Origin of the sequence: Micromonospora sp. NPDC048842 (assembly GCF_040649935.1) — a bacterium.
GTDB classification, from domain to species: domain Bacteria; phylum Actinomycetota; class Actinomycetes; order Mycobacteriales; family Micromonosporaceae; genus Micromonospora; species Micromonospora hortensis.
Window position 1 is genome coordinate 60,884 of record NZ_JBEZGK010000011.1, and the last position, 12,215, is coordinate 73,098.

At 68.0% G+C, this 12,215-nt stretch carries 9 protein-coding genes; 3 read left to right on the forward strand and 6 right to left on the reverse strand.

What is annotated here, in order from left to right; all coding sequences use genetic code 11:
- Positions 1–59 precede the first annotated feature (59 nt).
- Together AB0C19_RS17565 and AB0C19_RS17570 are read left to right on the forward strand one after the other, a co-directional pair.
- Positions 60–1,718: an AAA family ATPase gene (locus AB0C19_RS17565; protein ID WP_357186095.1), complete on the forward strand. Its 1,659-nt coding sequence runs from the start codon at positions 60–62 to the stop codon at positions 1,716–1,718.
- The gene (locus AB0C19_RS17570; RefSeq protein ID WP_357186098.1) at positions 1,699–3,156 is read left to right on the forward strand and encodes a hypothetical protein; all 1,458 of its coding nucleotides are present in this window, start codon (positions 1,699–1,701) and stop codon (positions 3,154–3,156) included. Before AB0C19_RS17565 ends, AB0C19_RS17570 begins: the two co-directional genes overlap by 20 nt.
- A 413-nt stretch (positions 3,157–3,569) precedes the next feature.
- On the opposite strand, the gene AB0C19_RS17575 is transcribed toward AB0C19_RS17570, so the two are convergent.
- The 6 genes from AB0C19_RS17575 to AB0C19_RS17600 all read right to left on the reverse strand — a co-directional run bounded on the left by AB0C19_RS17575 (position 3,570) and on the right by AB0C19_RS17600 (position 9,879).
- A complete protein-coding gene (locus tag AB0C19_RS17575) occupies positions 3,570–3,854 on the reverse strand; it encodes a hypothetical protein (protein ID WP_357186100.1) in 285 nt (94 codons plus the stop codon).
- Positions 3,855–4,247: 393 nt separating this feature from the next.
- Positions 4,248–5,105: a hypothetical protein gene (locus AB0C19_RS17580; protein ID WP_357186103.1), complete on the reverse strand. Its 858-nt coding sequence runs from the start codon at positions 5,103–5,105 to the stop codon at positions 4,248–4,250.
- Positions 5,106–5,169: 64 nt separating this feature from the next.
- Positions 5,170–5,586, reverse strand: coding sequence for a hypothetical protein (locus AB0C19_RS17585; RefSeq protein ID WP_357186107.1), 417 nt, complete (start codon positions 5,584–5,586; stop codon positions 5,170–5,172).
- Positions 5,587–6,066: 480 nt separating this feature from the next.
- Positions 6,067–7,005, reverse strand: coding sequence for a replication-relaxation family protein (locus AB0C19_RS17590; RefSeq protein WP_357186110.1), 939 nt, complete (start codon positions 7,003–7,005; stop codon positions 6,067–6,069).
- Positions 7,006–7,627: 622 nt separating this feature from the next.
- The gene (locus AB0C19_RS17595) at positions 7,628–8,596 is read right to left on the reverse strand and encodes a replication-relaxation family protein (protein ID WP_357186112.1); all 969 of its coding nucleotides are present in this window, start codon (positions 8,594–8,596) and stop codon (positions 7,628–7,630) included.
- A 416-nt stretch (positions 8,597–9,012) separates the two neighbouring features.
- A complete protein-coding gene (locus AB0C19_RS17600; RefSeq protein ID WP_357186115.1) occupies positions 9,013–9,879 on the reverse strand; it encodes a hypothetical protein in 867 nt (288 codons plus the stop codon).
- 1,856 nt (positions 9,880–11,735) lie between these two features.
- Between AB0C19_RS17600 and AB0C19_RS17605 the strand changes: the two genes are divergently transcribed.
- Positions 11,736–12,056 (forward strand): helix-turn-helix domain-containing protein, encoded by a 321-nt coding sequence (locus AB0C19_RS17605; protein WP_357186118.1) that lies wholly within the window; start codon positions 11,736–11,738, stop codon positions 12,054–12,056.
- The last annotated feature ends 159 nt before the right edge of the window (positions 12,057–12,215 follow it).

Genomic DNA, 12,215 nt, shown 5'->3' on the forward strand with positions numbered 1-12,215 from the left:
CCAAGGCTCTGTCAGTGCCCTCCCATAGAGTCAGGTGTAGGGATGGAGAGGTGGACTGAATGGAACTGGCGATCGAGGCGATCCGGGTGCTGCGTCGATTCAAGAACGCGGTGCTCGAAGGACCACCAGGGACGGGTAAGAGCCACGTCATTGAGGCGGTGGCTGCGGCCTGGCAGGCCGAGACCGGTCGTCGGCTCGCTGGCAACGGCCGGGGCAAGTTCGCCATCACCCTTCACCCGAACACGACCTACGAAGAGTTCGTCGAAGGTCTGCGCTACGACGACGAGAGTAATTCGTTCGTCCGTCGTGACGGCTTCCTGCGTCTGATCATCAAGGAAGCCGAGAAGCACCCCGAGGCTGACTATCTCGTCCTTATCGACGAGCTCAACCGGGCCAACGTACCGAAGGTCTTCGGCGATCTCCTGCTCACCATGGAGCCGAGCAAGCGCGCTACCTGGGACGGCACCGGTTGGACCGGCGGCATGCAGGTGACGCTGCCGTACTCTGCCTCCTTGTTCTCTGTACCGAACAACGTCTACCTGCTCGGCACAATGAATACCTCGGACCGCTCGATCGCTCCGCTGGACTCGGCACTGCGGCGCCGCTTCGGTTTCGTCCGAGTCGAGCCCCTTGTAGGCGATGAGCTGCGTAGCCAGATCATCAAGGCCGACGGTGACGAAGCCGCTGAGCGCGTCGCACGTTCGATCGACCAGCTGACCAACCTGAACGAGGCGCTTCGTCACTGCCTCGGTCCGAACGCCATGCTCGGTCACAGCTACCTGTTCGGGGTCCACGCCACCGAAGGTGCCGTCGCCGACCCAAACGATCCGCTGGCAGAGGTTCGCGTCGCAGCGGAAGAGCCGAACGTCGTCGGGGGCATCTGGCTTGAAGTCAGCAAGATGTGGGGCCGCAACCACAACCAACTCGACCTGCCCGATGAGGCAAGTTCCCGCCGGGGACTTGTCGACCGGTTCTATCCGATGGCCTCGTCGGGGCACATCACGTCGGTTCGCTCCGGCGCCGGTACGCAGGACGCGCTGGACATCGAAGTAGGTGGCAGCCTGTTCGTGGGCAACACCATCGAGTACAACAAGGGCGGCAGCAATGTGCGGTTGAAGTACCAGGGCCGCACATCGCTTGACGAGGGGATCCTGTCGGAAGTTCCGGTCGGCGGCATGGAGCAGCACGTCCATGTCTGGCTGCGTCGCGACGACGACACCTTTAAGCTGTTCCTGCTCGACAGGACTGCGAGCGTCGGTCTTGCGCTCCAGTCTGTTAGCACGGCTCCGACGGGCTGGCATACGCGGACTCCTGGTACGGGAGGCCGCGCATATGGCGAGATCAACCTCGCAGCCCTTACCGGCTCGGGTAGCACTCCGCCCAGCGTCGACGAAGATGCCGAATGGATGATCTGGCGCTACGCAATCCTGCCGCAGCTTATCGATACGGCTACCCAGGTCGGTGCTACCGAGCTACTCGCGCCGGACACTAGGAACGCCTGGCTCGAAGCCGCCAACGTCAGCGACGTGGCCGATCGTTGGGCCACGTTCGACCAGTTCCTCGCCAGCCTGTCGCTCGCAATCGCCGAAGAGGGCTACGGACTCACTCGGGGCCTGACGGTCGTTGACATCCCGGTCGGCGCTGAGGCCGAGTACGTCGCCGAGACGCCGGACAAGCCAGACGACGTCGAGGATGACAGTGACGACGACACCGAGTAGCAGCAAGCCTCGCTTCTGGATCAAGGCCAGCCCACGCGGCAAGCGTTCAGGCTTCGCGGTTCTCCCGGATGGTGGCGCGGGACGGGTGACTGTCACCGTCCTACCGAAGCCTTGGTCGTCACGGGCCGCTGCGGTGCGCGAGTACGACCACGTCCGGGGGGCAACGACGCACGTAGTGATCTACGAAACGGAGTACGCCGCGCTGAGTACCACGGCATCGGCGATGGGTGCCCTGGCCATGAGCCTAGCTGACCTCGGACGCAGCCAGGCGGATCTGCTTGCGCTCGGTGCTCCACCGAAAAATCCAGTTCTGGCTTCCGCTGTCTCGGATGATCCCTTCATCAACCTCATCGACCTGATGCTGCTGGCCGAACGCGGCCGGCTCACAACCAGCCCGCTCGAGTTCGAGGGCGTGTTCGCGCCGTCCCTGCTGCGGCTAATCACCCACGAACGCCTACTGCAGCTGGTCGAGAGCCTCATCTTCCGTGCCCGTCCCCGGTACGCCGAACGGACCGAGACGCTGGAGCTGCCGCGCGGTCGGCTCAGTGAACGCAGCCTGCTGTTCTCGATCGCGACCGGCACACCCCGCGTCGAGTCGACTTTCGACGAACTCACCATAGATACACCGTTGCTACAGGTGGTCGCCTCGGCTCTCCGGGTCGTCGCGAGCGAACGCCTGCCGCAGAAGATCGTCGCTCTCCGTCCGGGCCTCCAGACCCGCGCCGTCCACCTGCTGCGCTACCTGTCCGGCGTAAGTTTGGTCAGCCGTGAGCGAGCCCTGGTCACGGCGGAACGTCTCTGGCTCAACCCGCTTGACCGGATCTGGGAACCAGCCATGGAGGCGGCGATGCCGGTGCTTCGCGATCATGCCGTAATTCCTAAGGATGGATCGGACGACAGCGAATCACTTCTGGTCCACATCTCGACCGAGAAGTTCTGGGAGCAGTGTCTGGAGCTCGCTCTCGTGAGTGCGTTCCCAGGCCTGGTGGTCGGCCGCAATGCCCCGGGCGAGGGGGTGAGTGTGCCTGCACCATGGGCACCACGGGCTGCCGCCGCAAGCCCGCTGCCGGAGCTTGGGGCCGACGCATTTCCGGACTTCATGTTCAGATCGTCTCGGCGCGTGGTCGTAGCCGATGCAAAGTACAAGTTGCACACAGGGGGTACGCCGAGCTCGGACGACGGCTACCAGCTCTTCAGCTACAGCCACCTCGCGTCCTTAGCTGGTCAGGCCTCTGACCTCGCCCTGGTGCTCTACCCGACGCGAGGCGGAGGGAGTCCTCAGCAACTGAAACTCGAGCGTCTGCGCGATCGGGACTACCCGCTCTGGCTGGTGCGCTTGCCGTTCCCAACGCCTGGCGACCTCCGGCGGCAGGGGAGTTGGAGCGCCTTCCTGGCGCAGCTCGCGCAGACCATCCGTGACTTCTCTGCCGAGTGGTAGAGCGAGACGGTGATGTTTCGGTCGCGTAGCAACGTGCATCGAGTTACGAGGCGTGGTGCGGTCACTACTCGACGTGTAGCGCAGCGCCTTGGCGTCGCAGATGCTACCCAGGTTGGATGTGAGCAGCGGCAAAAGATGGGCGCCGACGGTAATCGGGAGTCGGTGCCGGCGCCCGCACCGCCGGTGTGGCTCACCAAGCCACTGTCGCGAGGTAGACGGGCCCCGCGCGTTGTCAGTGTCCGCATGCCGAACGAGCGGCCGGCAGCTACGAAGCCGCCGACGACGTTGCGCACTGCCTGCCCGGTCCCGGTTGACGAAGACCGGCAAGCAGCAAGCAACTTCTCGTCCGCGCCGGGTGACCTTGAGAACTGCGGGCGAGCGCCTGCGATCGTGCTTGCCGCCGCAGCGGCTGCTCACCGTCGTAGTTCGTGACGGGCAGCCAAGAAGGCCGCGCAGAGGTGCTGGCCCACGAGCGGCGGGGCGCCGCGCCGGTAGCAAGTGGCAAGCGCGGAGTGGACAGGCGGGGCGTCACGCTCGGCGGTAAGCAGGATCAGCAGAGTGCCAGCCCGGATCGCCAGGGCGGCCTCGACCGGGCCGAGGTCGTGGGCGAGTCCGTGCGCCACCAGATTGCGGACGTTGCAGCCGTCGTTGAGTAGGGCCGGTGCGAACGTACGGTGCCGCTTGACGTCCCGCGCCATCGTGCCGCCTCTGTCTAGCAACGCGTCGGCCGCTGTCCTCAATCCTACGTAGGTCCGGATATACCGGTACACCGGCGGACGGGTCTCCGCGTCGTCGCGGACGTACTGGTGCTCCACCGGCTCGGTCGGATGGTCAGACGCACAGATGTACTAGCCGGCTTGCAGGAGCAGCACCCCCTGTGGAAGTGCTGCTCGCTCACAAATCTCGACTGGTGCGAACCAGCCGTCGACCGGACCGCCTAGGAAAGAACCAGACCTCTACGGCGGGCATCACCGGCCGCCCCTCGTGGTCCCGATCGCCGTGACGAGGCTCGCGACTGCGGCGACCACGCCAGCAAGCCGACCAAGTTGTTCCAGGCCTGCCGGCCTTTTCGCTCGAGAGGTACCGCCTGGTCATGCTCTTGTCCTCTCGGCTTTGCGGCACGCCTCGATGACGCTCGGGAGTACCTCACCAGCAACCGCGTCGTACACGCTGCCCCGGAAGACCTTGCTGTGGACAACTCGGCGGTCTGTGGATAACGCGGCGTTCAGGCACATGTGCGGTAGCGCGGGGATGCCGACCCAGCGTGCGGGCAATGCAGGACGAATCCAACATCGGTGGTGGTTTTGGTGTGCCAACTGGCCGGCCCGCTGACTGAATTCGCCGTGTCGCGCTGGCAGATATGCCCCACTGTCCATGACTTCGGTCAGAGCCAACAGCTGTTCAGCGTCCTCCGACAGATCCACCTCGTTCTTTGCGCGCAGGGCGTCCCGGACTCGGGTGACGACATCGCGCCAGCTGACGAGGGCCAGCGTCGTGAGCACGCCGACTTTGACATGCCGCAGTTGGACAGCTTCCGGCTGGTAGGGAAGCGCCACCTCGGCAAGTAGTTCGCGCCACAGCGAAGGGAGGCGAACGCTCGGTGCTACAACCAGCACCATGCCACTGGCACCGTGGGTGATCCGGGCCAGGTAACCTCCGGGCTGCTGCTCCGTGAGCCCGGCGCCGAACTTTGCTTCCAGGATCAGCCGTTCTCGGTCCGCCATGTCGATACCAACGATGTCGGGACGTCCAACTCCGTCAGCACCGACCTGGCCAACGTACTGCAGATTCGGCGGCAAGTCGGCGCCCAAGTCGCGGGCGAGGTCGTTCATCGCGGCTCGGGCTATTGGCGAGGCCTGTAGCAGATAGGTCAGGGCCTCTGTGGCGAGGTTTTCCTCGCTGACGGTGAACCGGCGGGCGAGATGGGCAAGAACCCGGCTGCGTGTCATGGCCCACAGCCTCGCGCGTAGGCGTGCAGCAACTCCACCGGCGGTCACCGATGGCCCCCACCGCCTATGCGGCCGAGGCCGCTGACGAGAATGGCTCGCGCGGCTGCCGTAGCAGCGCGCCGGCCACTGGCCGTGTGGACGAGGAAGCGAACCAGCCACGAAATCCGCCCGGCCGGTTTGTAGCCGCGGCGGCGCGTCCGTGCGTCCGCTGGGGCGGATGCGAGGTGGCGGCTGGCCGGGCTGGCCGGGCGAGGTTCATGGCTCGGCGGGCGGTGCGGGCGGCGGCGCACATGCCGCGCTGGCCAGTGCACTGCAGGTTGCGGCAGTTGCCGTGGTTGTCGGGTTGGTGGGCGGCGGTGACGTCGAGGGCGAGCCGCCACAGGAGTGGGTCGATCACATCGCCGGGGATCACGGCGAGCAGGCTGAGGCGTTCACGAGGCATGGTGAGGTCCCTTTCGTCGACGGTCACGTCGTCCGGCACGGACTACCGGACGGACGGTGGACACGATCGACGCTCACCTTTTCCCAAAGATCAAGTCGCCCGGTATCTTCGGACCCGGCTGGCGGCGCGAAGGTTGTTGTGACGGTCAGCTACAACTGCCACTTTTCAGCGATGGTTGTCACCGCGGCTGATCCGCCGCTCCGGGCGGTGGTAGGAATTCGCTGAAGATTGATCGCCGGGTTCCACCGGCCGGAGTCGGCGGCGGTCGCGTGAAGACGTTCGCCACTCACAGCAACTCAGAGCGGCGTGCCGCCAGTGCGGGCGCGGGCGCTGTCGCCGGACAGCGTGGCTGACAGACTTTGACAGTTCTCGATCGGGGCGCAGTTCGCTTCCGGTCGCCTCGGTGCGCGCCCGTACGGGCGGGTGACGGTTACCGGCCTGGCGAGCTGGCGGGTGGGGGTGGTTCGGCGGCGTTTGCGGCCTGCAGGCCGCCGCACGCCGCCGTGTGTTCCGCTCCCCTCATTGGCCGGCCCGCTCGTCCGGGGTGGGCTGGTGGTGGGTGGGGTATTGGTCGTCGTGGTGGGTGTCGGTGTAGGGCAGGTCGATGAGGCGGTGACGGCCGGTACGGCCGGGTAGTTGCCAGATCTGGTGGGCGGGGCTGGCGGCGAGGGCGGTGCGTAGTTCGGCGGTGGTGGTGGCGATGACCGCCTTCGGGTCGGTGCCGGCGAGGCGGTGGTGCAGGTTCGCCTCGCGTCGTGCGGAGGGTAGGTGCAACAGCACCGGCCACACCCAGGTGCTCAGGAGGTAGAGCCGCTCGTATTTGATGACTTTGTCGATGAGGACCTGCAGGTTCTCACCGCTGGTGTCGTACTCGAGGAAGAACGGCACGGACCGATCGCGCTCTGTCCATATCCCGGCGCCGTCCGGGCGAGGGAGGCCCGTCGCTCCGGCAAGGATGAGGTGCGGGTTGGCGCCTTTGCGGTAGAGGGTGCCGGGTTCGTGGTAGGCCGACGCGGGCTGCCAGCGGACGAGGTCGCTGTCGGGGTGGGTGCGGGCGTGGGCGGCGAGGTCGATGAAGACCTGGTTGCCGCCGAGCAGGTGCGGCAGGTCCGGCCGGCGGGTGAGGGAGTGTTTGCGTCGGCGGGCTTGGTCTCGGCGGCCTCGTGGGAGTCCGCGTTGGGCGTGGACGTGGTCGTAGCCGAGTTGGTCCAGGACGTAGTGGTAGGGGTGCGAGCCTCCGTCGGCTTTGTTGGGCCGGAACCGGTCGACTGCCCGCAGGGCGGTGAGGCGGCGTAACCGGCGTTGGGTGAAGTCCAGGGATGGGAACAGGGCGGCGGCGATCTGGTCTGTGGTGAGCACGCCGTGGTCGTAGAGCCAGCCCAGGAGCCGGTCGTCGCGGGCGGTGATGCTGGCCTGCAGGCGCAGCAGTGGGTCCGCGGCGGGTAGGTGTTTAGCCATGGGCACAAGCCCTGGGGGAGAGACCCGAGACTGGAGGGTCTGTCTGGAGCGGTCCCGGACTCCTGACAGCGGGGTTGACCTGGGCTGTGAGCGGCCGTGCGGGGTCAGGTTGGGGGTCAGGATCAAGACGGACGGTAGAACGGAGATCGGCACTGACCGCTGAAGCGCCGGGCACAACGGGTTCGGCCAGACGGTGCGGTGAGGGTGGGTGTGAATCGGGCCGGTGACGCTGGTGAGGTTCGCGGTGCGGGGCGATCATCGTTGTTGCTCCAAGGTCAGAGGTGCGAGCGGGTGTGAGGTTGGTGCGCCCCGCGGCCGCAGCGGGCGGGAGCCGGCGGAGGTCCGCGGTCGCTGTCCGAAAGCCTGGTTGGAGATGCCAACCTGCCTGGTCTCGCGCGTTTGGCGAACTTCCGGTGACACGGGCAGCCAGTCGCCTGAAGGTCGAAGTTGGTGTAGCGGCTGCGACCTGCGGTGTGAGAGCCGTCGGCGTTGCCGTTCGGGTTCGAAGCGAACGGCAACCTCACCAGTCCCCTGACAGCGACCGTGTAAGCGCTTCGTTGGCCGCCCCGGTCTGCTCCTCGACCGGCCCGGGTGGGCCGGTCGAGGAGAAGTGGTCGGTTGGTCAGTGGCGTGGCGGGTAGTGGTACTCGCCGTTGGCCACGGATTCTTCGTAGGGGCGTTCGGGGTCGTAGATGGGGTGTGGGGCTCGGGGCCGTACCTCCCTGAAGGTCACGGTGTCCGGCGGCCACTGATCGGGGGTGGGGGGAAGGTCGATCAGAGCGAGGCGGTGTGTCTCGCCGATTGGCTGCCAAACCGGGTCTGCAGGTTGGCCGTGCTCGGGGTTGCTGGTGACGACGGTGAGGTGCCGCGTGTTGCGGCGCTCGAGGTAGCGGCGCAGGTCCTGCTCGCGCTGCGGGTCGGCAGCGTGGAACAGCAGGGTCGCCAGGCCGGTTTGTTCGGCCAGCCGCCGGTAGGCGTGGACGCGGTCGGCGAGGTCGGCGGGACGGATCTCGCCGGGGTCGGGCTGGTACCAGAACGCGTGGCGGTCGCGGTCGTGGATGTACTCGCCGTGCCAGGCGGCATGTCGCGCCGCGGTGACGTGTCGGCAGGTGCGCGGTGACCACCAGGTGCGTAGGTCACTCCCGGGTTCGGTGAGCGCGTGGGTGGCCAGGTCGACGAAGAAGTCGTTGGCCTGCAGCAGGCCGGGCAGCTCCGCGTGTTCGCGGAGCCGGTCGCGGGCCCGGTACACCTGCGCCGGTGTGACATCGCGGTCTTCGCCGAGTGGGGTGAGTTGGGCGCCGATCGGGCCGAGGCACCACGAGGTGTCGGCGGTGGCCGCGGTGCCGGTGTTCCAGAGGCGGTCGATCCAGCCGCGGCGGGCGAGGATCGCCAGACGTCGGGTGGCAGACGCCGTGGTGGTGGCGAAGCCGAGTGCGGTGAGCTGCGCGGTGGTCAGGACGCGGTGCTCGGCGAGCATCTCGACGGCCCACCAGTCGGGCAGGCGCATGCGGCCGCTCTCGGCCAAGAGCAGCTCCGTCGGGATCGGTCGGGTGGACGGGACAGTGAACTGGGGATGGTAGGTGGTCGACATGACCGGTACCTCCAAGGTGGTGCCACTCCCGGATTGGGGGTGGCAGGGGCGGATGAATGCCTGTGTGACCGGGTCGGTGCGGCACACCTCGGGCGGATCACGCCACCGCGGTCGTGCGTCGCAGTGGGTGACAGGGCGGTGCCAGATCGCCGATTCCGTGTCCGGACGGCAGCCCGGGCACGGAACCGGCTGGTCCGCGCGGCCGGATCACCGGCCGCTCATGCGGTACGGCGAGAATCCGAGCGCGACTTCTGGCGCCGTCATTAACAAACCGCCGCTTGTGTGCTCTGGCGAACGCCTGCCCCACTCACAGCCACTCACAGCCACTCACAACGAGGGGTTTTCTCAGTTGAGGTGATCCGTCCCAGGAGGCCTCACCGGGGGAAGTGACGGCGCCGCGAGAAGAGGGAGCCGACCTACGCGACTGCCGTCGACGTGGCGGTGGTGGTGGAGAGGCGACGGCGGCTGGCGGCGCGCAGACTGGCCCGGCGTTCGGCTTGCGCCGCCAACGCCTCGGCGGCCTGCGGGGACGCCGCGCCGGTCAGCATGCCGTTGGCGAGGGCTTCGGCGAGGCGGGTGTCGATGCGACCCAACCGCATGCGCAGGGCGTCGGTGCTGATGCCCATCCGGGCCGCGATCGGATCCATGGCCCGCCGTCCCAGTCGCACGTCGATGTAGGGCTGCTCGTCGTCGGCGTCGAGGATCCCCAGGCGCACCGCGCGGCGTACCAGCACGTCCGGATGCCCGTAGGGCACCTGCGGGGTCCGCGGTCCCGTGACGCGCTCCACGTCCTCGACCGGAACGAACTCGCTGGCCTGTTGGCGCAGCGCGTGCCCGGCGCGCCACCCGGCCCTGCACAACGACGCGTACGGCGCCCGGCGGGCCACGTCCACGTGGTCACGCAGCGCCGCCAGGAAACCCGCGAGGACCTCCGCGCTGATGTCATCGGGGTCACCGCGGTAGCCGTCGGACAACCGCCTCGCGTAGCGGCGCAGCGCCGGCATCGCCATGCCGACCGCAGCGATGACCCACTGCGGCCCGTCCAGGCGGGCACGACGGATCAACTCCCGCCACACCGCGTCGCGGGCCGTGTAGGCGCGCGGGTTCGCCAGCAGCCAGTCCCGCAGCGCCGGCAGCGCCACGAAACCCCTTGGCAGGCCGTCATCCGGACCGAACATGTCGAGGTCGAGGGACAGGGGCGCCGGGTCGCTGGTCAGCGCCGCGAACGCGACGTCGACGGCGTCCAGGGGTGCGGCGGGCCAGATCGTGTTGGACACACTCATGATCAGTACTCCTCGGTCAGAGACCATCGAGGGGTCGCCGTCTTTTCGGCGACGCTGGGATGCCGATTACGCCACGACCCACTCACAACCGCTCACAGCGCAGGTCAGGCCCGCTTTTGCCCCCACCGGACCGCCGTAGCGCCCCACCCGAACTCCGGGCGTCAGTCCGGCGCCTAGCGGGCGACGCGGACGGGCCGCGGTACGGCTGAGCAGGGCTGTGAGCCACCGAGGCGCACCGTGGGCGGCACCCGGACGGCTCAGCGAAGAGGTCACGATCGTCGAGCCGCGCCCACCGCTCACAGTCACTCACAGCGGCTCACAGTCACTCACAGCCGCTGGCCACGCCCGTTTGGTCAGCGAATCTCGTCCGTCATCGGCGGTCGGATCACTCTCGTTGGCACCCGAACCACCTTGGCTGGCGTCGGAATGACAGCGCCGATGAACTCCGTGCCGTCGAAGGCGCCGTAGCCATTTCACCGCTGAAGTCGCACCGCCGCTGAAGTCGCACCGCCGCTGGTCACTCGCGCTAGGGGTGCTGAGCAGGGCTGTGAGCGTAGGGGCGGGTGCGAGAAGTGTCCGACAAGAGAGTCTCCGGGGCCCTATACACCCTCCCACTCACAGCGACTCACAGCCGCTCACACAGACTCACAGCGACTCACAGCGGCGTGGCATCCGCTGCCGGCACGCCCGGTAGGCCAGCGGACGACGCCGGCGTGGCGCGAACCCCGACCAAATGCCGCGTCCTCGTCCCTGGGCGTCATGCCCGGCGCCTCACCCATGTCGACCGCCGAGGTGTGCGCACCAGTGGGAGAACCCTCGGTCCCGGCTGCCTCGCCCGTGAAGCGGGCGATCCGGTGTCAACGAGGGCGGTCGATTGACAGGTTGTCCGTGCGGGCGTTGGCGACCGCGTCCGAGAGGGCAGGAACGTCGGCATGGGCGCTGTGTCACTTTGTCCGGACACGTGTTCACGGGCGGTCACATGACGTCGAGAAGTGCCGATGGGTATCGTGCGCGCGGCCATGGCCTCAAGGTGGGCACAGCATGTCCTCCATGCCTGGACCGATGTCCGTGACGTCGCGCGTGTCATCGATGCTCGTCGTTGACAACTTGTCCGGCGGGGTTGCTGATCAGGCCCGGGACAACTCTGCCGCGCGTGTCACCGGCCTGGAGCGACAATGGCGCAGGTTGGCGGAGGTCCGTCCCGTGGCGGCGATGGCCAACCGGCATGACATCAACGCGCCGCGTGGGCGGGTGTGTCAACCGCTCGCCAGCGGTGTCCGCGCTCGTCGGTGACGGACATGTTCGCGGACAGCTTGTCATCGACTTTCATGAGTGCCCGACCGGTCGTCGCCACTTCGCCGTGTGACACGTTGGCACCGTGGCGGAGCCGTCGGCGGACAGGCTGCCGGAGCTTCGTCAACCGCCACACCGCCCACCGTGTCATCGGCTTCTGCCACTGTCCGGGTGGGTTGGCGTCGAGGCGGCGGCCATCGGCGTGGTGTCGGCGCCGGCCCCGTGTGAGCGGTCGGTCGGACGGGCAGCCCTGTGAGCCCCTGTGAGCGGCGGTGAGTCAGGCAGGCGTTCGCCAGAGCACACAGGCGCGGGTTTACAGATGTCAGCGCCCTGACCGGCGCGGCGCGGCGCCGACATCGAGATGAGCGAGCACCGACGTAAGCACCGCTTGAGTCGTCCCGGCCGGCCGTGCTGGACGTCGCCGAGCCAGGTCGAGCACCTGTCGGATCTGCTCCTGCGGTCCGGCCGCGAGGGGCGAGTCCGCACCCGGGCATCCGGCCTAACCCGCCGCGCGCCCCCGCGCCTGACGCCGTACGCCCGTACCCACCGTCGAGGAGATGACCATGAGATCGTCCAGACGCACTCGACCCGTGCCACCGCAGTCTGGGAAAGAGGCGGCCGCGGGTGAGCGGGAGCCGACGTGGACCGCCGAGCGGATACGCGCCCTGGGCGCCAGCACAGACCTGGCCACCGCCGCGGCAGTGCTCGGCATGTCCCGCTCTGCCGCCTACAAGCTGATCCGCCGCGACGCGTTCCCCGTGCCGCACTTCCACGTCGGCGCGCACTACCGGATACCGACGGCGCCGCTACTCGCCGCCCTGCACCTGGAGGACCCCGGCACCACGCCGGAGCGCGCCGCCGGTGCCACGAGTGCCCCACCCTAGGCGCCTTGCGCGCCGACCGGGGCCCACCCGTCAAACCCCCACGCCGCGCCAACGCGCGGCCCTCTTCCAGCACCGACCTTGCGCCGGGACCGTCGTCTGACGGTCCCGGCGACTTGATCGTGCCCGCGGATCACGCGTGGATGTCGATCGACGAAACCG